General features: G+C 72.9%; 14 protein-coding genes and 1 riboswitch. Of the genes, 6 read left to right on the forward strand and 8 right to left on the reverse strand.

Annotated elements, in window-relative coordinates:
* The first annotated feature begins 62 nt into the window (after positions 1-62).
* Together ACJ6WD_RS20485 and ACJ6WD_RS20490 are read left to right on the forward strand one after the other, a co-directional pair.
* Entirely contained in the window at positions 63-5273 is a 5211-nt protein-coding gene (locus ACJ6WD_RS20485; RefSeq protein ID WP_407616309.1) for a beta-ketoacyl synthase N-terminal-like domain-containing protein, read from the forward strand.
* Positions 5274-5512: 239 nt separating this feature from the next.
* On the forward strand, positions 5513-6634 hold the full coding sequence (locus ACJ6WD_RS20490) for a tyrosine-protein phosphatase (protein WP_233657560.1): 1122 nt from the start codon (positions 5513-5515) through the stop codon (positions 6632-6634).
* A gap of 592 nt (positions 6635-7226) precedes the next feature.
* Here ACJ6WD_RS20490 and ACJ6WD_RS20495 read toward each other — a convergent pair.
* Complete coding sequence (locus tag ACJ6WD_RS20495; protein ID WP_376557649.1) at positions 7227-8003, reverse strand: CPBP family intramembrane glutamic endopeptidase; 777 nt, start codon at positions 8001-8003, stop codon at positions 7227-7229.
* 254 nt (positions 8004-8257) lie between these two features.
* Between ACJ6WD_RS20495 and ACJ6WD_RS20500 the strand changes: the two genes are divergently transcribed.
* Positions 8258-10048: a substrate-binding and VWA domain-containing protein gene (locus tag ACJ6WD_RS20500; protein ID WP_331249865.1), complete on the forward strand. Its 1791-nt coding sequence runs from the start codon at positions 8258-8260 to the stop codon at positions 10046-10048.
* A 74-nt stretch (positions 10049-10122) separates the two neighbouring features.
* On the opposite strand, the gene ACJ6WD_RS20505 is transcribed toward ACJ6WD_RS20500, so the two are convergent.
* Complete coding sequence (locus ACJ6WD_RS20505) at positions 10123-11670, reverse strand: glutamate-cysteine ligase family protein (protein WP_016576794.1); 1548 nt, start codon at positions 11668-11670, stop codon at positions 10123-10125.
* Between the two features lie 560 nt (positions 11671-12230).
* On the opposite strand from ACJ6WD_RS20505, the gene ACJ6WD_RS20510 reads away from it, so the two are divergent.
* Both ACJ6WD_RS20510 and ACJ6WD_RS20515 read left to right on the forward strand, forming a co-directional pair.
* A complete protein-coding gene (locus ACJ6WD_RS20510; RefSeq protein ID WP_233659572.1) occupies positions 12231-12815 on the forward strand; it encodes a hypothetical protein in 585 nt (194 codons plus the stop codon).
* A 305-nt stretch (positions 12816-13120) separates the two neighbouring features.
* A complete protein-coding gene (locus tag ACJ6WD_RS20515) occupies positions 13121-13309 on the forward strand; it encodes a DUF5999 family protein (protein WP_016571414.1) in 189 nt (62 codons plus the stop codon).
* Between the two features lie 90 nt (positions 13310-13399).
* Here ACJ6WD_RS20515 and gcvP read toward each other — a convergent pair whose 3' ends face one another.
* Entirely contained in the window at positions 13400-16285 is a 2886-nt protein-coding gene (gcvP, locus tag ACJ6WD_RS20520; protein WP_233659573.1) for an aminomethyl-transferring glycine dehydrogenase, read from the reverse strand.
* Positions 16286-16473: 188 nt separating this feature from the next.
* Positions 16474-16571, reverse strand: a riboswitch (glycine riboswitch).
* Positions 16572-16673: 102 nt separating this feature from the next.
* Between gcvP and ACJ6WD_RS20525 the strand changes: the two genes are divergently transcribed.
* Positions 16674-17069, forward strand: coding sequence for a PRC-barrel domain-containing protein (locus ACJ6WD_RS20525; RefSeq protein ID WP_174505037.1), 396 nt, complete (start codon positions 16674-16676; stop codon positions 17067-17069).
* On the opposite strand, the gene ACJ6WD_RS20530 is transcribed toward ACJ6WD_RS20525, so the two are convergent.
* The 5 genes from ACJ6WD_RS20530 to ACJ6WD_RS20550 all read right to left on the reverse strand — a co-directional run bounded on the left by ACJ6WD_RS20530 (position 16979) and on the right by ACJ6WD_RS20550 (position 21115).
* Positions 16979-18430 (reverse strand): DNA polymerase IV, encoded by a 1452-nt coding sequence (locus ACJ6WD_RS20530; RefSeq protein WP_407616310.1) that lies wholly within the window; start codon positions 18428-18430, stop codon positions 16979-16981. The genes ACJ6WD_RS20525 and ACJ6WD_RS20530 overlap by 91 nt on opposite strands.
* Before the next feature lie 67 nt (positions 18431-18497).
* A complete protein-coding gene (locus ACJ6WD_RS20535) occupies positions 18498-19103 on the reverse strand; it encodes a MerR family transcriptional regulator (RefSeq protein ID WP_016571418.1) in 606 nt (201 codons plus the stop codon).
* A 185-nt stretch (positions 19104-19288) separates the two neighbouring features.
* A complete protein-coding gene (locus ACJ6WD_RS20540; RefSeq protein WP_016571419.1) occupies positions 19289-19759 on the reverse strand; it encodes a bifunctional nuclease family protein in 471 nt (156 codons plus the stop codon).
* A gap of 53 nt (positions 19760-19812) precedes the next feature.
* Positions 19813-20562: a MerR family transcriptional regulator gene (locus ACJ6WD_RS20545; protein ID WP_233659575.1), complete on the reverse strand. Its 750-nt coding sequence runs from the start codon at positions 20560-20562 to the stop codon at positions 19813-19815.
* A gap of 16 nt (positions 20563-20578) precedes the next feature.
* Positions 20579-21115 (reverse strand): FHA domain-containing protein, encoded by a 537-nt coding sequence (locus ACJ6WD_RS20550; RefSeq protein ID WP_016578703.1) that lies wholly within the window; start codon positions 21113-21115, stop codon positions 20579-20581.
* Between the last annotated feature and the right edge of the window lie 385 nt (positions 21116-21500).

Raw genomic sequence — 21500 nt, forward strand, 5'->3', positions numbered from 1 at the left:
GCACCGGGCGATCCACCTGCCGGATCCCCCCAACCGACGCAAGCGCTCGACATCCGGGAGTGATGGTGCCCGTCCACACCGATGACTATGTGATCGACCCGCCGTCCGACGGCACCGGCACACCGGGGGGCCGCACGCTCCCCGAGGTGTTCGCGTCCGCCGTGGCGTCCGCGCCCGATGCGGTGGCCCTCGTCGACGGGGACCGCTCGTGGACGTGGGCCGAGTGGCGGGCGGACGTCGACGCGCTGGCCCGCGGCCTCCAGGAGTCGCACGTCGCGCCCGGCGACGTGGTGGCGGTGCGGCTGCCGAACAGCTGGGAGTTGCAGACCCTGCACCTGGCGGTCGCGGCCGTCGGGGCGGTGCTGCTGCCCCTGCACCAGGGCACCGCGGTGGGCGAGGTGCGCGCGCTGCTGGACCGCGCGGAGCCCGTCCTCCTCGTCCTGTCGGGCGCCGAGGGCGAGGGTCCGGCGACGGCCCGTGCGCTGTTGGACGGCGTGCCGTCGCTGCGCGGGGTGTTGCTGGCCGGCGGGCCGGCGGCCGGCGGTGCGGAGCCGGGGATCGGTTCGTTGGACGGGCTGCTGGCGGCCTGGGCGGGCAGCGGGCCCCGGCCGGTGGAGGTCACCCCCGATCTTCCGTTCGTCCTGGTCCCGTCGTCCGGGACGGCCTCGCCGCGGCCCAGGCTGTGTCTGCACAGCCACGACGGCCTGCTGTCGAACACCGCGGCCGTGACCGCCGAGGCCGCCGACGCCTTCGCGGGCACGGTCCTCACGGCCTGCCCGATGACCCATCTGTTCGGCCTCCAGGCCGTGCACGCGGCGCTGTCCACCGCCTGCCGCCAGGTCGTGCTCACCGACTGGGACGCGGACCGTTTCCTCGCCCTGGCCCGGGAGCACGACCCGCGCGTCGTCTTCGCCGTCCCCACGCAACTGTGGGACGTCGTGGGCCGGTTGGAGTCGTCGGAGGGGTCGGCGGGGTTCGCCCCCCACCAGGTGCGGACGGCGGGCGCCGCGGTCGCGCCCGCGCTCGCCGAGCGGGTGCGGGCGGCGCTCGCCTGCGAACTGGTCGTGGTGTGGGGGATGTCCGAGATCGGCACCGGCACCCGCACCCGGGCGCAGGACCCCGACGGCAGTGTGGGCGGCCCGGTCGACGGCGTGGAACTGCGGAGCGTCGACGCGGACGGCGCGGTGTGCGCGGCGGGCGAGACCGGTGAACTCCAGTACCGGGGGCCCGGGCTGTTCCGCGGCTACTTCCGCGAGCCGGAGCTGACGCGTGCGGCCCTCACCGACGACGGGTGGCTGCGGACCGGCGACCTCGCTGCCGTCGACGCCGACGGGGTGGTGGTGCTGCACGGCCGGACCACCGAGTTGATCAATACGGCGGGCCGGAAGTTCGCCGCCCCGGAGGTCGAGGGGCTGCTCGCGGGCCTCGCCGGCCTGGGGCCGGTGGCCGTGGTCGCAGCGCCGGACGACCGGCTGGGGCAGTATCCCTGCCTGGTCGTGACCGAGGAGGCGGACCGCGCCCTCGGGCTGGGCGAGGTGACGGCGTTCCTGCGGGGGCTGGGGGTGGCCGAGCACAAGATCCCCGTCGAACTGGTCGCGGTGCGCACGCTCCCCCGCTCCTCCGCCGGGAAGCTCGACCGGCGGCGGCTCACGCAGTTGCTCGCCGGCGGTGCGGCGCCACCGGTGTCGGCCCGGCCCGGCGCCGTCCCCCCGGCCACCGTCGAGGAGGCGCTGGACCTCGTGCGGGACTGCGTCGGCCGGGTGCTCGGGGAGGGGGGCGCGGCGGTTCCGTTCGCCCCCGACGCGGACTTCCGGCGGCTCGGCCTCGACTCGCTCCGCTCGGTACGGCTGCGGAGCCTGCTGTGCGAGGAGACCGGGTTGCCGTTGCCGGCCACGCTGGCCTTCGACCATCCCGATCCGCGCTCCGTCGCCCGCGCACTGGTCCAGCAGGAGGACCCGCCCCGCGCCGCCGCGTGGGGCGTGCCGGCCGACGGTGCCGACCCGGTGGCGATCGTCGGCATGGCCTGTCGGCTGCCCGGCCGGGCGGACTCCCCCGAGGCGCTGTGGGACCTGTTGGCCGGCGGTACCGATGCGATGTCCCCGTTCCCGGACGACCGGGGCTGGGACCTTCAGCGGCTGTTCGACGAGGACCCGGACCGCCCCGGGACCTCGTACGCCCGCGAAGGCGGGTTCCTGCACGACGCGGGCGACTTCGACGCGGGCTTCTTCGGCCTGTCCGACCAGGAGGCAACGGCGACCGACCCGCAGCAGCGGCTGCTGCTGGAGGCGGCCTGGGAGACGTTCGAGCGGGCCGGCATCGAACCGGGGTCCCTGAAGGGCAGCCGCACCGGTGTGTTCACCGGCGCGATGGACCGCGGCTACGGCGCGCAGGCGTCCGCCGTGCCCCGCGCGTGGGAGAGCATGCTGATCACCGGCGCTTCCGCCAGTGCGATCTCGGGGCGCATCGCCTACACCTACGGGCTCGAAGGCCCCGCGCTGACGGTCGACACCGCCTCCTCGTCGTCCCTCGTCGCCCTGCACCTGGCCTGCCGGTCCCTTCGGTCGGGCGAGAGCGACCTGGCGCTGGCCGGCGGCGTCACCGTCATGGCGACCCCGACGCCCTTCGCGCACTTCTCGCGGCTGCGGGCGCTGTCCCCCGACTCCCGCGCCAAGGCGTACGCGGACGCCGCGAACGGTTCCGCGTGGTCGGAGGGCGCGGGGCTGCTCCTGCTGGAGCGGCTGAGCGACGCCCGGCGCAACGGCCACCGGGTCCTGGCCCTGGTGCGGGGGTCCGCCGTGAACCAGGACGGTGCCTCCAACGGGCTGACCGCGCCGAGCGGCCCCGCGCAACAGCGCGTCATCCGCGAGGCGCTGGCCGACGCCGGAGTGCTGCCGCAGGACGTGGACGCCGTGGAGGGGCACGGCACCGGCACGCCGCTGGGCGACCCCATCGAGGCCCAGGCCCTGCTGGCCACCTACGGCCGGGAGCGGCCGGCGGAGCGGCCGCTGTGGCTGGGGTCGGTGAAGTCGAACGTCGGTCACACGCAGGCCGCCGCCGGCATCGTCGGCGTCATCAAGACCGTGCTCGCGCTGCACCACGGCGTGCTGCCCAGGACCCTGCACGTGGACGTGCCCTCGACCAAGGTCGACTGGTCCGCCGGTGCGGTGCGGCTGCTGACGGAGGCCCGGCCCTGGCCGCGCGAGGACGGAACGACGCGGCGGGCGGGCGTGTCCTCGTTCGGGCTCACCGGCACCAACGCGCATGTGATCGTCGAGGAACCGCCGGCCGCCGCGGCGCAGGAGCCGACCGGTGAGGTGCCGGCGGGCGCGCCGGCCGGGGCCCCGGAGCCGACCGGTGAGCCGGCCGTGCCGTGGGTGGTGTCCGCCCGCAGTCCGGCGGCGCTGCGCGCGCAGGCCCGGCGGCTGGCCGAACACGTGGCCGCCGACCCGGCGCTGCGCGCCCAGGACGTCGCCCACGCCCTGGCCACCACCCGGGCCGTGCACCGGCACCGGGCCGTCGTCAGCGGCGCCGACCGGGACCAACTGCTCGCCGCGGCACTCCGGTTCGGGCGGGGCGAGGGCTCCTCCGGAGTCACTCCGCACGACGCCGCGCCGGGCGACCTGGCCTTCGTGTTCTCCGGGCAGGGCAGCCAGCGCAACGGCATGGGGCGCGCGGCCGCCGAGGCGTTCCCCGTCTTCGGGCGGGCCCTGCGCGAGGTCTGTGCCGCGCTGGACCCGCTGCTGGAACGGCCGCTGACCTCGGTGATGTGGGCGGCCCCCGACTCCGACGAGGCGGCCCTCCTCGACGACACGACCTACACCCAGCCGGCGCTGTTCGCCGTCCAGGTCGCCCTGTACCGGCTGTTCGAGTCGTGGGGCGTGGCCCCCGACCACCTGGTGGGGCACTCGGTCGGCGAGATCTCCGCCGCGCACGTGGCGGGCGTGCTCGGACTGCGGGACGCGTGCACCCTGGTGGCGGCCCGGAGTCGGCTGATGGGCGCCCTGCCGCCCGGGGGTGCGATGGTGGCGGTGCGCGTCACGGAGGACGAGGTGCTGCCGTGGCTCGCGGAGGTGGCGGACTCGGTGGCGGTCGCGGCCGTCAACGGGCCGCACTCCCTCGTGCTCTCGGGCGCCGAGGAACCGCTCGTCGCCCTCACCGACCGGCTGGCGGCCGCCGGCCACAAGACCCGTCGGCTCACGGTGAGCACCGCGCCCCACTCGCCACTGATGGAACCCATGCTGGCCGCGTTCCGCGAGGTCGTCGGGGCGCTGTCGTTCTCCGCGCCCGCCGTTCCGCTCGTCTCCACCGTCACCGGTCGGCCGTTGACCGAGGCGGAGGCGCGGGATCCGGAGCACTGGGTGCGGCACGTGCGGCAGTCCGTGCGGTTCCGGGACGCGATCGACCGCCTCCGGGAGGCGCGCGTCACCGGGTTCCTGGAGTTGGGCGCCGAGCCGGCGCTCACACCGATGATCGACGAGTGCCTGGAGTCGGACGCCGCGCAGCCGGGGGCGGCCGTGCTGCCGAGCCTGCGCGGCGGGGCGTCGGAGCGGCAGGCCCTGCTCACCGCGGTCGCCCGGCTGCACCTCCACGGCGTGCCGGTCGACTGGGACGCGGTGCTGCCCGGAGTGCGGCGTGTGCCGCTTCCCACGTACGCGTTCCAGCGGCGGCGGTTCTGGCTGGCGCCGGTGCCCGTGGGCCCGGCGGACCGCGTTGCCGAGGGGGCGGGCGCCGGTTCGGCCGGCGACGCGGCGGCGGCCGAACCGGAGCCGTCGGGCCTGGCGTCCCGGCTGTCCGGTCTCGACGACGCCGAGCAGGACGCGCTCGTGCTGGCCCTGGTCCTCGCCGAGACCTCGGCCGTGCTCGGCGGCCAGGAGTTGTCCGCCGACGACGGCCACCGCACGTTCAAGGAGTTGGGCGTCAACTCGGTGAACGCCGTCGAACTGCGCAACCGCCTGATCGCGGCCGCGGAACTGCGGCTGCCCGCCACGCTCGTCTACGACTACCCCAAGCCGAACGCCGTGGTCCGCCTCGTGCGCGAACGCCTAGCGCCGGCGGTCGCTCCCGGTCGTCATGTGGCCTCGCTCGTCGCCGAGTTAGACGCCCTGCTCGCCGCCGGCGCGGAGGTTCCGCCGGAGGCGATGGCGCGGCTGAAGGCGGTGACGGCCGGGGCACGGGGTGCGGACGGTGGTGCCGATCCCGGCTCCGGTGCGGCGCTGGACCTGGCGTCGGCCAGTGACGAGGACCTGTTCCGTCTGATGGACGCGGAGAGCTGACGGGCAGGTGCGGCAGGCGCCTTCCGGGGCGCCCACCACCGTCGGCCAAGGCCGGGGTTCCGGCGCGGGGTCCGGTCGTCCTTAGGTCGACCGGGCCCCGCACGGCCCGTTGCCCATGGGGAGCGCCGGCAGCGCCTGCCCGTCGGCCCGTCGGCCCGCCGGACGCGGTGCCCCGGCGTGGCCCGACCGCTGCACAAAACTAGCTAATTCCTGTCTATTTCGGACCGTATGGTCTCGTCATGAATTCTCCTTCCACAGCGGCGGTGTTGTCCGCCCGCCGCATCGCCATCTCGTTCGTGGCCGCCGTATCGGCGGTGGGGGGCGCCACGCCGCTCGCCGCGGCCGATCCCCTCGGGCCACCCCCCGAAACCAGCCAGCACGCCCCGCGGACGCCGCTCACCGCACACGGAATACCGTTCACCGACGCCACGGTGACCCAGCAGGAGGACGGCTCGTTCCTCGTGGCCTGGAGGGCGCCCGGCGTCGCCTCGGTGACCGTGTACGCCGACGGCCGGGCCGTGGCGCGCGGCGGTACCGAGGCCCGCGTCACCGTGCGCGGGCTGCCCGCCGTCGACCGACGGTGGTTCCGCCTCGTCCCCGACCAGGGTGACCCGCTCACCCTCGCCGACCGCTCGCTGCACCTGCCGAGCGCGCCCAACTTCCGCGACGTGGGCGGCTACCGCACCACCGACGGCCGGTGGGTCAAGATGGGCGTGCTGTACCGCACCAATGGCCTGCACGGGCTCTCCAACGCCGACCTGGCCGTGCTCCAGCGACTGGGCATCCGTACGGATCTGGACCTGCGCATGCCCGCCGAGCGCGCCGAGGCCCCGGACCGGGTGCCGGCGGGCGCGCACTACGTCACCGCCGACGTCATGGGCGGGGACGTCGATCCTGTACTGCCCGCCACGGCCGCGGCGTCCGCGCGGATGATGGCCGGCGTCTACCGGACGTACGTCTCCAAGGGCTCCGCGCTCGACGCCTACCGCACGCTGTTCCGGCTCGCCGACACCCCCGAGGCCGTCCCGATGGCCTTTCACTGCACGGGCGGCAAGGACCGCACCGGCTGGGGCAGCGCCGCCCTCCTCACGGCCCTGGGGGTGGACCGCGACACGGTCGTGCGGGACTACCTGGCCACCAACGACTACATGGCGGCGCACAACGCCGAGTCCCTCGCCAAGGAGACGCCTGCCACGGCCGCCCGTCTCAAGCCGATCCTGGACGCCAGGATCCGGTACCTCAACACGGCCTTCGACGAGGTCAAGGCGGAGTTCGGCACCTTCGACACCTATCTTCGGCAGGGGCTGGGCCTGAACCAGCAGGACCTGGCGCGACTGCGCGAGAAGCTGCTCGTCGCCTGACCGGACGCCCGGCCCGTGGACCGACCACGAACGGACGGCGGACGGCCCCGCGAACAGACCCGCGGACGGACCGCAGACGGACTGCTGAGGGACGGCAGTGGGAACGTACGGAGAAACGGCCCTTCCGGCGCGCTGCCGGAAGGGCCGCCGTCGTTGACCGTGACGTGCCGGCACCGTGGTTCCCGTGGTTCCCGCAGTTCCCGCAGTTCCCGTTGTTCCCGGCCGGCATCCGCGGGGTTTCCCCTGGCGGACGCGACCCGGCGAGTCAGGGGCCCCTCGGTGCGTTTTCCCCGCTCGCGGGCGCGTTGGAAGGAGATCACGCCCCGCTTCGACCGCTGAGCACGGCGCGCCCGGCGGGGTTCCGTCCCACTGAGCGCGCGGAAAGTCCGTTGCTCCGGTGCGTCGCACCGGAGCAACGGACTTTCCGCCTGCGCGTTTCCGCTTCCCGCTTCGCTCCTTCCGGCTTCGCCCGTCCCCCAGGGAACGTGGTGACGCGGGGCCCAGGTCCGCCCGCGGACCTGGATGCCGGGGCGGGGGGGGGGGGGGGGGGCCCCCCCCCCCCCCCCCCCCCCCCCCCGCCGCCCGCCGCGCCTCACCCGGTGGGCAACCACGACACCCGCCCCGCGAGCAGCGCGTAGCCCAGGAACGCGACGACGTCGATGAGGGCGTGCGCGGCGACCAGCGGGCCCACCCGCCCCCAGCGCCGGTACACCAGGGCGAAGAGCACGCCCATCACCATGTTGCCGAAGAACCCGCCGACGCCCTGGTAGAGGTGGTACGAACCGCGCAGCACCGAGCTGGCCGCCAGCGCGGCCCACGGGGCCCACCCCAGCTGCCCCAGTCTGCGCAGCAGGTAGCCGACGACGATGACCTCCTCCAGCACGGCGTTCTGCACCGCGGAGGCGATCAGCACCGGGACCTTCCACCACACTTCGGGCAGCGCCTCGGGCACCACCGTCAGGTTGAAGCCGGCCGCCCGCGCGCCCAGGTAGAGCAGCAGGCCGCTGCCCCCGATGAGCGCCGCCAGGGCCGTGCCCACCCCCAGGTCGAAGCCCGGCCGCCGCCGGTCGAAGCCGATCGCGCGCAGCCCGCCGGCCCGTTCACGCAGCAACAGGTGTGCCACCAGCACCACCGGCACCAGCGCGGTCGCGATCCCGAACACCTGCCAGGCGAGGTCCAGCCAGGGCCGTCCGGGGGCGTGCGAGGCGTTGAGCGTCGCCGCCTGGTGCTTGAGGCCGCCGGGTCGGGTCAGCGAACCGACGAAGCTGATCAGCGCGGAGACCGCGCTGGCGCCCAGGGAGAGCGCCAGGACGATCAGCGTCTCGTTGCGCAGCACCCTCCGGGCGGGTTCCCCCACCGCCGCCGGCAACGGTCCGGCGCCGTTCCCCGCGCCCGGAACGTCCCCGTCCGCCACGGGACTTGTATCCGACTGCAAAGGTTCCTCCACTTCCTCAATACCGCCTCTTCACCGCCGTCGCACCGCTAGGGTCTCGAAAGCAGGTACGAAGATCGCTCGCGACAGGCCGGGAACGGGCGCCCTCCGCACGGGGTGTTTCCGTCCGCATCGATCCCGATGGAGGTCCGGGGCTCCGGAACTCCGAGCATCAGGAGAGGCGCTACCGCATGGGACGTCACAGCTTGCCCGACGACTCCGCACCGCCGAGAACGGGGTCCCCCCGCCCGCGCGCCCGACGCCGGACGATCGCCCTCGCCACCACCGTCGTCGTCGCGGCCGCCGCCGGCTCCGTCGTGGCGGTGAGCAATGGACTGCTCCCCTTCGGCGCGTCGTGCGGCGGCGACGCCGTGCAACTGGCCGTGGTCGCCTCGCCCGACATCGCCCCGGCCCTGGAGACGGTCGCGGACCAGGCACGCAAGGACGCGATCCGCACCGACGGCAAGTGCCTGGACGTCAAGATCAACGCACAGCCCTCGTCCGAGGTCGCCGACTCGCTCGCCGGACGCCCCGCCAAGGCGGAGTTCCAGGTGTGGGTGCCGGACTCCGACCTGTGGGTGGACCGGGTCACCGACGAACGGGGCTCGGCACTGACGTCCGTCAGCACCCTCGCCTCCTCCCCCATAGCCCTGGGCACGATCCGCAGCGCCGCCAAGACCCTCGGCTGGCCGGGCAAGACCTACTCCTGGACGACGTTGACCCGCACCGCGACCAGCGGCGGCACCCTGCGCCTGGGCGTCGCCGACCCGGCCCGCAGCGCCACCGGACTGCTCGCGCTGGCCCGCATCAACGCCGCCAACCGCAAGGAGGCCGACAGCGCCGACGACGCCGCCACCCGCACCGCCGCCGCGGCCAAGGTCCTCTACGAGCGGGTCGCCGACGGCGACGACCAGGTGCTGGCCACGCTCCCGCGCAACGACTCCGGCACCGAACTCGGCAATCCGCGCCGCAACCAGGCGGTGCTCCTCTCCGAACAAGCCGCGTACGCGCACAACACCAGCCCGGACGGCGGCCCACCGCTCGACCTCTTCTACCCGACGGACGGCACCGCCCGCCTCACCTACCCCTACACCCTCGTCGACGAGGACGCGCTGACCGCCGACCAGAGCCGCGCCGCCAACCGCTTCATGACCCTGCTGGACGACACCCCGGGGCAGCGGACCCTGCACGACCACGGCTTCCGGCCGGACAACGGCACCGCCGACCCGAAGCTGACCGGCACGGCCGGCGGCCGCGCACCCCAGCCGTACTCCGCCGCCCCCGCCGACCTGCCGACGGCCAAGGACCTCCAGGCGCTGCTGGGCATGTGGACCATCACCGTGCAGAGCGCCCGGATCACCACCGTGGTGGACGCCTCGCCCTCGATGGCCGAGGCGGTCCCCGGACAGGGCGGCCACTCCCGCATGGACCTGGCGAAGAGCTCCCTGCTCCAGGCGCTGTCCACGTTCACACCCGAGGACGAGATCGGACTGTGGAAGTTCGCCACCCACCTGGACGGCGACCGGGACTACGTCGAGCTGTCACCGACCGAACGGCTCGGGGACCGCGGCGCGCACGGCGGGACCCACCGCGACGAACTCGCCACCGCCTTCAACTCGCTGGCCCCCGTACCGCGGAGCGCCACCGGCCTGTACGACACCACCCTGGCCGCCTACCAGCGGGCGCGCACGACCTACACGAGCGGGAAGTTCAACACGGTGGTGCTCGTCACCGACGGGGCCAACGACGACATCGGCAGCATCGGCCTGGACTCCCTGGTCGCCGACCTCAAGCGCCTCGCCGACCCCAAGCGGCCGGTGCCGCTGGTCGCCGTCGCGATCGGCCCGCAGGCCGACCTGGCGGCGCTGAACCGCGTCGTGGCCCCCACCGGCGGCTCCGCGCACCAGGTCAGCGACCCGTCGCAGATCCACGAGGTGATCCTCAAGGCCATCATGGCGGCCGGCAGCAACGGCCCCCGTTAGACACCGCGCCACCACAGCACGCCCACCGGGTATCCGGCACCGGCTGACGGGCCACCCGACCGGCCGCGCGGCGGCTACGACACGCTGCCCGTCCGCCGCTGCGCCGGCACCACGGTCCCGCCGACCGGCCAGGCCACCGGCCAGGTGTGCACCGGCTCCCCGGTGTGCATCAACTCGCCGTAGCGCCGGGTCATCGCCGCCAGCGCGGCCTCCCGCGGCAGTCCCTGCCGCACCGCGTGACGGAACGCCGCGGCCTGCCAGGACGCCCCGTTGGTCCGCCGCGCACAGCGGGCCTCGATGATGCCCAGGTAGTGGTCTCGATCAGCGGGCTCGACGCCCCAGGCGTCCAGCCCGGCGGCCGCCAGCGGCAGCAGTTCCTGTTGGACCAGGCGCACGGCCGGGACCTCGGCGAGGCCGCCGGCGCGACCGGACCGGGGCCAGCGCAGCGTGGCGTCGATGCCGTGGCGGCAGGCGGTGTCGAAGTTGGCGGCCGCGGCGCTGAAGGGGAGCCGGGTCCACACGGGCCGCGGCTGCTCGGCCAGGGCGCGCACCAGGCCGTAGTAGAAGGCGGTGTTGGCCATGACGTCGGCGACGGTGGGGCCGGCCGGCAGCACCCGGTTCTCGACGCGCAGGTGCGGGACGCCGTCGACGACCGCGTAGACGGGACGGTTCCAGCGGTAGATCGTGCCGTTGTGCAACACCAGTTCGGCGAGGTCGGGCACCCCGCCCTCGTCGAGGACACGCAGCGGTTCCTGCGGCCCGCAGAGCAGGAGCAGCGGCGGGAAGAACCGCAGGTTCTCCTCGAACAGGTCGTAGGCGGAGTCCACCCACCGCTCGCCGAACCACGTCCGCGGGCGCACCCCCTGGGCCTGGAGCTCGGGTGCGCGGGTGTCGGTGGCCTGCTGGAAGACCGGCGGCCTGGACTCGCGCCACAGCTCCCGCCCGAAGAGGAACGGCGAGTTGGCGCCGACGGCTATCTGGACGGCGGCGATCGCCTGGGCGGCGTTCCACACCGCGGCGAACCGACCGGGCGTCACCTGGAGGTGCAGTTGGACCGAGGTGCAGGCGGCTTCGGGGGCGATCGAGGGAGAGCGGGTGACCAGGCGCTCGACACCCTGGATGTCGATCGCGAAGTCCTCCCCGCGGGCCGCCCGCATCTGGTCGTTGAGCAGGACGTAGCGGTCGTTGGCGGAGAGACTGGCGACGGTGAGGTCGTCGGCGTGCAGGGTCGGCAGGATGCCGATCATGACGATGCGGGCGGCGACTTCGCGGGCTTTTCGCTCCGCATAGCCGAGTCCGGTGCGGAGTTCTTCGGCGAGCTGGTCCAGAACACGGCCGGACAGCCGGTGCGGGGTGATGTTGACCTCGAGATTGCACTGGGCCAGCTCGGTCTGGAAATCACCGCTGGCGATCCTTTCCAGGACCTGCGAGTTCAGCATGCGGGGAAGCCCGTCGGCACCCGCGAGATTGAGTTCGATCTCCAGACCCATGAGATTCTTGGGTCGGTCGAAGCGCTTCTCCGCCAGGAGTCGCTGCAATCCCTCCAGACAGTCGTGCAGCTTTCTTCGGTAATGCTCCCGGTCCGCCAACTCGATCCCGTCCGCGGCGACCTTCTCCCCCATCGGCGGGTCCCTCCTAGAGTGAACGGCTCGCGACCACGGGCTGTGCGGCGCCGCCCCGGCACCCCGGGCACGGGCTACGGTCGATGATGCCCCGGCAATCTGATCGATAACGCCTCAGGGGCATGCCGGTACCGTTACTCTCGTGGAGAGCGGCACGGGGCATTTTCCATCGGCATATCTCGATGGCCAGCGCCGTGCGCAATTCGCTCGTAAAAAACACCGACGGGTTCCGGCCTACCACTCCGTCGAAGAATTACGAGGTGGCCCCTCTTGGTTCCCGCACAAAGCGGCGGAAATCACCCGGGACACCGGTCCGGATTCCGCCTTGCCGGAAATCCGCAAGGCGAGTAGCCGAAACACTTCCAGAACATATGTCGTATAAACTTCGCAGACGAGGCAGAGATTTGGCGCCCGGCATTGCGGTGCTCCCCACGGTGTTCCGGCACCGCGGCCGGCCCGCCGGTCCGCGGCTTCGGTCAGCCAGGCTCTGACCCGCCCGCAGACAGCGCCGTCCGCACTGCCACGCTCCACCGTGTCTCCGAAGTGAGAGGCGACCCGCCATGCCGCTGCACGTTCCTCCCGCCCCTGCGCCCGCCCTGCGCAGCGTCCTCACCGCCCTCGGCTCGCCCACCGCGGTCCGCGAGTCACCGGCGGCCGCGCTCCGCACCCACCAGGGGCCGCTGAGTCCCGATCACCCGCTGCCGGTGCACGTCTGGGACGACGTCAGCCAGGCCGGTCCGCCGCGCACCCGCCTCGCCGGCTGGCGCTTCCTGGTCCGCGGCGGAGAGCGGGCCGTGGCCGCCGCGGAGGCCCGGCTGACCGCCGACGGCTGGACGTTCTCGCACTTCTGCGACGGCCCCTACGTGGCCGCCACGGAACGGGCCCTGCAGCAGGCCGAATCGCTCACCGCGCCGTACCAGCCGCGCCTGCTGTCCGTGCCGGAGCTGTACATGCTGACGCTGTGGCTCCACCACGACCTGGCCGCGGACGGCGCCGACGGGGTCCCGGCCACCGGTGACCTGCTGGTGCCGTTGGCCCCCGCCCCGCCCGGGATCGCCTCCCACCTCCCGCAGCGGATCGCCGACCTGCTGCCCCGCCTCACCCTCCGCCTGGGCCCGGCGCCGCTGCTGCGGGAACCCGCCTGAGGGGCGGGCCACCGCCCGCGCGCCCGCGCTGCACCGATGCGCCCCGTGGCCTCCTCGGCCGCGGGGCGCGCCACGTCGTCCGCCTCCGTGCGCCGGTGGCGCGTCAACCCCCGGGGTCACGGGCTCACTTGGGAGCAACCGCCCGCACGGGTGACGCGTCACTATCGAGTGTGTACCGCTGCTGCGAAATCCCTGCGGAATCCCATCCGTGGGGCAAGACTGGGACCGACAGAAACGGGGGAGCGGCCATGACCACCTCATCGAGCCGCACGACGTTCACCACTCCGCAGCGAAAGACGACTTCCATGTGCCAGCATCAACCGCCATGCCCGTCAGCCGAATCCACCGACCGGGAGGCCGCGCACCTGGTGGCGCACCACCCGGAGCAGGGCTGGAGCCTGCTGTGCAACGGCGTCCTGCTCTTCGAGGACACCGGTGAGCTGCTGCCGGACGGGCAGGTCATCGCTCCGACCCGGGTCACCGCCGCCGCCTGATCCGGCAGCCACCCGGCACGTACACCAGGGCCCCCGGCGCATCCGCCGAGGGCCCTTGATGTTGCCACCGCTCACCGGTGGCCGGTGTGCTCAGACGTCGTACTCGTCCAGCGGCGGGCACGAGCAGACCAGGTTGCGGTCACCGAAGGCGCCGTCGATCCGACGCACCGGCGGCCAGTACTTCTCCGCGGCGACGACCCCGGCCGGGAAGACGGCCTCCGCACGCTCGTACGGGTGGGACCACGCGCCACCGAGCGCGGCCGCGGTGTGCGGGGCGTTGCGCAGCGGGTTGTCGTCCTTGTCCCACTCGCCCGAACCGACCTTGTCGATCTCGGCGCGGATGGCGATCATCGCGTCGCAGAACCGGTCCAGCTCGGCGAGGTCCTCGCTCTCGGTCGGCTCGATCATCAGCGTGCCGGCCACGGGGAAGGACATCGTCGGCGCGTGGAAGCCGTAGTCGATGAGCCGCTTGGCGACGTCGTCGATGCTCACGCCGGTCGCCTTGGTCAGCGGCCGGACGTCGATGATGCACTCGTGGGCCACCAGGCCGCCGGGGCCGGTGTAGAGCACCGGGTAGTGCGGCTCCAGCCGCTTGGCCACGTAGTTGGCGCTGAGCACCGCGACCTGGGTGGCGCGCTTGAGGCCCTCGCCGCCCATCAGGCGGACGTAGGCCCACGAGATCGGCAGGATGCCGGCCGAGCCCCAGGGGGCGGCGGAGATCGGTCCGACGCCGGTCTCCGGGCCCGCGGTCGGCTGCAGCGGGTGGTTGGGCAGGTAGGGCGCCAGGTGGGCGCGGACGGCGACCGGGCCGACGCCGGGGCCACCGCCACCGTGCGGGATGCAGAACGTCTTGTGCAGGTTCAGGTGCGAGACGTCGCCGCCGAACTTCCCCGGCTCGGCGAGGCCCACCAGGGCGTTGAGGTTGGCGCCGTCGACGTAGACCTGACCGCCGGCCTCGTGCACCGCCGCGCAGATCTGGGTGATGTGCTCCTCGAACACGCCGTGCGTGGACGGGTAGGTGACCATCAGGACGGCCAGTTCGTCCCGGTGCTTCTCGATCTTGGCGTGCAGGTCGTCGGTGTCGACCTCGCCGTCCGCACCGGTCTTGACGACGACGACCTTCATGCCGGCCATCACGGCGCTCGCGGCGTTGGTGCCGTGCGCCGAGGACGGGATCAGGCAGACCGTGCGCTGCGCGTCCCCGTTGGCCCGGTGGTACGCACGAACGGCCAGCAGACCCGCCAGCTCGCCCTGGGAACCGGCGTTGGGCTGGAGGGACACCTTGTCGTAGCCGGTGACCGCGGCGAGCCGCTCCTCCAGCTCACTGATGAGCGTGCGGTAGCCCGCGGCCTGCTCGGCCGGCGCGAAGGGGTGCAGCTGGCCGAACTCGGGCCAGGTGACCGGCTCCATCTCGGTGGTGGCGTTCAGCTTCATCGTGCAGGAGCCGAGCGGAATCATCCCGCGGTCCAGCGCGTAGTCCTTGTCGGCGAGGGTGCGCAGGTAGCGCAGCATCGCGGTCTCGGAGCGGTGCTGGTGGAAGACCGGGTGGCCGAGGTAGTCGTCGGCGCGCAGCAGCGACTGCGGCAGGGCGTCGTCGACGGCCGCGTCCAGCGCCTCGACGTCGCCCCGGACCCCGAACGCGCCCCAGACACCGGCCAGCTGGGCGCGCCCGGTGGTCTCGTCACAGGCGATGCCGACGAGGTCCGCGTCGACCTGGCGGAGGTTGATGCCGGCCTCGCGGGCCGCGGCGACGACCTCGGCGGCCCGGCCCGGCACCCGGGCGGTCAGGGTGTCGAAGTACGCGTCGTGGAGGAGCTCGACGCCACCGGCCTTCAGCCCCGCGGCCAGGACCGCGGCGTACCGGTGGGTGCGCCGGGCGATGGTGCGCAGCCCCTCGGGGCCGTGGTAGACGGCGTACATCCCGGCCATGACGGCGAGCAGCACCTGCGCGGTGCAGATGTTGCTGGTGGCCTTCTCCCGGCGGATGTGCTGCTCGCGGGTCTGCAGCGCCAGGCGGTAGGCGCGGTTGCCGTCGGCGTCGACGGAGACGCCCACCAGGCGACCGGGCAGGCTGCGGGCGTACAGCTCGCGGACGGCCATGAAGCCGGCGTGCGGGCCGCCGAAGCCCATCGGGACGCCGAAGCGCTGGCTGGTGCCCACCGCGATGTCCGCGCCGAGCTCGCCGGGCGGGGTGAGCAGCGTCAGCGCCAGCAGGTCGGCGGCGACGGTGACGATCGCCCCCAGCTCGTGCGCCCGCTCGATGAGCGCCCGGTGGTCGCGCACCGCGCCGGACGCGCCCGGGTACTGGAGGAGCACGCCGAAGACGCCGCGCTCGGCGATCTCGTCCGGGATGCCGGCGGCGAGGTCGGCGACCACGACCTCCACACCGGTCGGTTCGGCGCGGGTCTGGATCACGGCGACGGTCTGCGGCAGACAGTCCGCGTCGACCAGGAAGACGCCCTGCTTGACCTTGCCGACCCGGCGGGACAGCGCCATCGCCTCGGCGGCGGCCGTGCCCTCGTCCAGGAGGGACGCACCGGAGGTGGGCAGTCCGGTCAGGTCGGCGACCACGGTCTGGAAGTTCAGCAGGGCCTCCAGGCGGCCCTGCGAGATCTCCGGCTGGTACGGCGTGTAGGCCGTGTACCAGGCCGGGTTCTCCATGACGTTGCGCAGGATCACCGGCGGGGTGAAGGTGCCGTAGTAGCCGAGTCCGATCATGGACGACAGGACCTGGTTGCGGTCGGCGAGCGCGCGCAGTTCCGCCAGGACCTCGGCCTCGGTGCGGGCCTGCGGCAGGCCGAGCGCCTCGGTGCTCTTGATCACCTCGGGGACGGCGGTGGCGGTCAGCTCGTCCAGCGAACCGAAGCCGACCTGCGCGAGCATCTTGGCCTGCGCCTCGTCGTCGGGCCCGATGTGCCGGCGCTCGAACGGAGTGTCGCGCTCCAGTTCGGTCAGGGAGATGCGGTTGGTGGTCATCTGCGGGGGCCTCCTGGTCAGCACGACCTACGAGGGGCACCACGGCGCTGGTGCCCGGACGGCCTCCCCCTCTGTCATCTCAACCTGAGAGCTTCACCGGCCCGCGGGCTGCGGTCCGGCTTTCACCGTCGGTGAGGAGGGGTTCCGGCATGGTGCTGTCCGTGGCCCGCCCTGCTTTCCAGAGTGACCTCGTCCATGCGGTACGTGTGCCTGAGAGATTCCGGGGAGGATTTGCTCCTTCGGCGCCCTGGTCGCGAACGACAAAGGACTCTCCCGCATGGGGTCGACGGCCATTCGCCAGCCTACCAGCGCACTGCTGGAACGATCCTTCGAGTGGCCGAGGCATGAAATGTGCCGTTTCGTAGTTGTCACAAGGCAGTTGCGACCAATTGGAGGGACCGTGCAAACCGATATCGATCCCCGGAGCCTCATCGGCCGCAAAGCGTTCGACCGGAACGGCGCGAAAATAGGGACCGTCGACGAGGTCTACCTCGACGACGCGACGGGCGAACCGGAGTGGGCGGCCGTCCGCACCGGCCTGTTCAGCCGGGATGCCTTCGTCCCCTTGGAACCGAGCAAGATGGTCGGCGACAGCCTGCACATCCCTTACGACCGCAAGCTGATCAAGGATGCCCCGGACTTCGGCGTCGGCCGCCACCTCTCCCCCGAGCAGGAACTCCAGCTCTACCACCACTACCGCCTGGATATCTCCTCACCCGACGCGGACCCCGCCCCGTCGGCCCCCGACACCGACTTCGGGCGGATCGCCGGCGCGGACGACTGATCCGGTCCGCCCCGCAGCGGCAGCGGCTCCCCCGGCCGCAGCGCCGGATCGTCGACGACGAAGGTCCGCACCCGCCCCGGTGCGGACCACGGCGTCTCGAACCGCACGGTCACCCTCCCCACACCACTGCCCTGCACCCAGCCGGCGCCGAACTCCTCGTGGACCACGTCCAACCCCGGGTGCCAGCGCCGCGGCGGCTCAGGTTCGGGCTCCGGCTCCCCCGCCGCCTCCACGTCCGGCCCCGCGCCCGCCACCGCCACCGCCGCCTGCTCCTCGGCCTCCCGCTCCGTGGCGATCTGGGCGAACAGGTCCTCCTGCGTGAAGTCGGCCAGTCCGCTCACCCCCACCCCCAGCAGCCGCACGCCGCCCGTGGTGTCGACCGTCTCCAGCAGCCGCACGGCGGCCTCCCGGACGACCGCCGGGTCGTCCGTCGGACCGCGCAGCGTCTCGGACCGGGTCAGCGTCGAGAAGTCGTAGTTCCGCACCTTGATCACCACCGTGCGCCCGGACCGCCCAGCGGCCCGCAACCGCGCCACGCACCGGTCGGCCAGCCGCAGCACCTCGGTCCGCACCCGCGTCCGGTCGGTCAGGTCGACCTCGAAGGTGTCCTCCACCGACACCGACTTCGCGTCCCGCTCGGCCACCACCGGCCGGTCGTCCCGGCCCAGCGCCATCGCGTACAGCCCGCTGCCGTGCGCCTTGCCGAGCAGCCGCACCAGCTCCGCCTCACCGGCCTCCGCGGTCTCGGCCACCGTGTGGATCCCGGCCCGGCGCAGCGTCTCCGCCGTCGCCGGCCCCACCCCGGGCAGCGTCCGCACCGGCATCGGCCCCAGCAGCTCCCGCTCGGTGCCCGGCTCGATCACCACCAGCCCGTCCGGCTTCGCCGCCTCGGACGCGATCTTGGCGAGCATCTTGGCTCCGGCCAGCCCCACCGAGCCGGTCAGCCCGGTGACCTCCAGGATGTCCCGCCGCAGCCGCTCCCCCACGGCCCGCACCGCGGCGGTCTCCGCCGGCACGCCGCCGGCCTCCAGGTCCACGAACGCCTCGTCCAGGCTCAACGGCTCCACGAGCGGCGACAGGGCCCGCAGCAGCTCCATGACCGATTCACTCACCTGGCGGTACAGCGTGAACCGGGGATTGAGATAGGCCGCGTTGGGGCACAACCGGCGCGCCTGCGCCGTCGGCATCGCCGAACGCACCCCGAAGACCCTCGCCTCGTACGAAGCGGTGGCCACCACACCGCGCGGCCCGATCCCGCCGACGACCACGGGCTTGCCCCGCAGGCTCGGCTTGGCCGCCTGCTCGGCGGCCGCGTAGAACGCATCCATGTCCAGATGCAGGATCGTCGGCGCACGTCTCACACCACTGATGCTGCCGCACACCACTGACAATCGGCCCGACCCCGGGCCGCGGACCACCGGTCCGACGTCAGCCGGCCCGGTTGCGCCGCCGCGCCAACTCGTCCTGCGGGTTCTTCCCGATCAACGTCTCACCGGTGTCCACCCGCTCCCCGTGGAGCTGTGACAGCGCGCCCTCCACGTCCCGCCAGACCACCCCGACGGCGATCCCGAAGACGCCCTGGCCGCCCTGGAGCAGATCCACGACCTGGTCGGGCGAGGTGCACTCGTAGACCGTCGCGCCGTCGCTCATCAGCGTCATCCGCGTCAGGTCGTCCAGCCCCCGAGCCCGCAGGTGCTGGACGGCGGTGCGGATGTTCTGCAACGACACCCCGGTGTCCAGCAGCCGCTTGACGATCTTCAGGACGACGACGTCCCGGAAGCTGTAGAGCCGCTGGGTCCCGGACCCGTAGGCCGGCCGGATGCTGGGCTCCACCAGCCCCGTCCGCGCCCAGTAGTCCAGCTGTCGGTAGGTGATGCCCGCCGCCGCGCAGGCGGTCGGTCCGCGGTAGCCGACGTGCTCCGCCTCGCGGTCCCCCGACATCGCAGCGGCCTGTACCGGACTGCGGTTCGCCGCCGCGCCCGTGTGGAGCGGCAATGCCCCTTCCGCCGCCGTACCGTCGCCGGTGATTGCCACGCCGCCCTCCGTCCTCCACGTCCCGGACGGGACCTGCCATATCGACGGTATGCAGTCACTCGGGGTGCGTCAACGATCGCCGCGCTCGCCACGCCGAGTGATAATCACCCTACGAGTGGTTTCTCGTGACTTGTCACGGGGAAAGGATTACAGCTTGGCCGGAAACCGGTGGGTCACCTGGCTGATCACTGGTTGGTGCCGAAGTCCTCGGGCGAGATCTGGTCGAGGAACTCGCGGAACTTCTCCACCTCGTCCTCCTGCTCGTCCGGGATGGCGATCCCCGCGTCGTCCAACACACCGTCGGTACCGAAGATCGGGGTTCCGGTGCGCAGCGCCAGCGCTATCGCGTCCGACGGGCGGGCACTGACCTCGACGCCACTGGCGAAGACCAGTTCGGCGTAGAAGACGCCTTCGCGCAGGTCCGTGATCCGGACCTGCGTGAGTTCCTGCCCCACGGCTTCCAGCACGTCCTTGAAGAGGTCATGCGTCAGCGGCCGGGCGGGGACCATGCCCTGCTGGGCGAACGCGATGGCGGTGGCCTCTCCCGGCCCGATCCAAATGGGCAGGTAACGGTCGCCTCCCACCTCCCGCAACAGCACGATCGGTTGGCTGGAAGGCATCTCCACCCGGACACCCACGACGTCGAGCTCGTTCACACAGCAACCCTAGGCCGTGCCCGGCCGGTTTGGGTAGTCGGGCACTCGTTTGCTCACGGCAGACGGATGCGCAGCGCGCTCTGCAGCAGCGCCGCGTGCAACCGCACCGACAGCGTGGCCAGCTCCCTTGCGGTGGCCTCGGCGTGGGCCCGGGTCTGTGGATTGCGGTGCCGCCGAAGGGGTGCAACGACCTGCTCGACGAGACCCGCCTCGCGCTCGGCGGCCGCCTTCACGGCACGCAGATGCCGCGGCTCGAGCCCGAAGCGCCCCAGGTCCGCAACGAGTTTGGCGACGGCGACCGCTTCGATGTCGTATCCGCCGTCCTCGTGGGCGACGATGAGTCCGTACGACTCCCAGCCGGCGAGCGTGGTCTCGTCCACCTCGGTGGCGGCCAGCAGTTCCGATCGGCCGATCCGGGCCGCCGTCGGACGCTCCTCGTCCGGGTCCGAGACACCCTCGACCAGATCCCTGGGCGGCGTCGCCGGAGCGGGTAGTTGCACCTGCTCGCCCCGCTCCAGGGCGTCGAGGTGCTCCCTGATGACCTTCAGGGGGAGGTAGTGGTCCCGCTGCATCCGCAGCACGCTGGCCAACCGTTCGACGTCGGCCGCGGTGAACTTGCGGTACCCGGAAGGCGTGCGCTGCGGCTCGACCAGCCCCTCGGCCTCCAGGAACCGGATCTTGGAGATGGTGACCTCGGGGAACTCGTCGCGCAGCACGTTGAGCACCGAGCCGATGCTCAACGGTTTGCGATCCGAGGAGGCGGTGCCGGACGAACCGGCACCGCCTGTCGGTGTGTGGCGCATGTGCCTTCCCTGACGGTCAGATGCCGACGCCCCGCTGGCTCGCGTAGAAGACCAGACGGTACTTGCCGATCTGCACCTCGTCGCCGTTGGCCAAGACCACGGACTCGATCGGCTCGCGGTTCACGTAGGTGCCGTTGAGGCTGCCGACGTCGGTGACCGTGAAGCGGCCGTCCGAACCGCGGCGGAACTCCACGTGGCTGCGGGAGACCGTCACGTCGTCGAGGAAGATGTCGCCCTGCGGGTGCCGCCCCGCCGTCGTCAGCTCGCCGTCCAGGAGGAAGCGGCTGCCGGCGTTGGGGCCCCGACGGACGACCAGCAGCGCCGAGCCCAGCGGAAGGGCGTCGACGGCCGCCTGGGCCTCAGGGGAGAGCGCGGGCGAGAGGTTCTGCCCGGTCGCCTCCGCGTCGTACGCCTCGATCCCCGAGATGGAGATCGTCGAGGTCGTCTCGGAGGCCCGCTCGGGCTGGGCACCCGCACGCAGGGGCGCACCGCAGTTGGAGCAGAACCGGCTCGCCTCGGCGTTCCGGTGCCCGCACCTCGTACAAACCGGCAAGGTCGACCCTCCACCCGTGTGTGCGGCTGATGGTTCCTGGGAACCTATGCGGCCGGCACCGGAGGGGTCAACAGAACCCGCGCCGTGCCCCCCGGACGGACCGCCGACCTCGTCACGGAAGAGCGGACGGCTCTCGGACGCGCCTTCTTCCTCCGACCGGCGCGGGGCGCGATGCCGCGCAGAGCCGCCGTCGCCTTCCTGGCGGGCGCTCTTGCCGAACAGCTTTCCAAACAACTTCACGGGCGATTCCCCTTGTACGACACAGACCCGCCCGTGGGGCAGGACGAACCCTCGATGCACACACCGGCCGATCCGGACATCCTGTGAACGTCCGTGGCCTCAAGACAGTTTCCACCACACACCACACGCACGGTGCGTCGACCCC

The organism is Streptomyces sp. VTCC 41912, from assembly GCF_045799175.1.
GTDB classification, from domain to species: domain Bacteria; phylum Actinomycetota; class Actinomycetes; order Streptomycetales; family Streptomycetaceae; genus Streptomyces; species Streptomyces albulus_C.

Bases quoted from the DNA above. Each gene is read 5' to 3' on its own strand.
- ACJ6WD_RS20485 (WP_407616309.1), top strand. From the start codon at position 63: ATGGTGCCCGTCCACACCGATGACTATGTGATCGACCCGCCGTCCGAC.
- ACJ6WD_RS20490 (WP_233657560.1), top strand. From the start codon at position 5,513: ATGAATTCTCCTTCCACAGCGGCGGTGTTGTCCGCCCGCCGCATCGCC.
- ACJ6WD_RS20500 (WP_331249865.1), top strand. From the start codon at position 8,258: ATGGGACGTCACAGCTTGCCCGACGACTCCGCACCGCCGAGAACGGGG.
- ACJ6WD_RS20505 (WP_016576794.1), bottom strand. From the start codon at position 11,670: ATGGGGGAGAAGGTCGCCGCGGACGGGATCGAGTTGGCGGACCGGGAG.
- ACJ6WD_RS20510 (WP_233659572.1), top strand. From the start codon at position 12,231: ATGCCGCTGCACGTTCCTCCCGCCCCTGCGCCCGCCCTGCGCAGCGTC.
- ACJ6WD_RS20515 (WP_016571414.1), top strand. From the start codon at position 13,121: ATGTGCCAGCATCAACCGCCATGCCCGTCAGCCGAATCCACCGACCGG.
- gcvP (WP_233659573.1), bottom strand. From the start codon at position 16,285: ATGACCACCAACCGCATCTCCCTGACCGAACTGGAGCGCGACACTCCG.
- ACJ6WD_RS20545 (WP_233659575.1), bottom strand. From the start codon at position 20,562: ATGCGCCACACACCGACAGGCGGTGCCGGTTCGTCCGGCACCGCCTCC.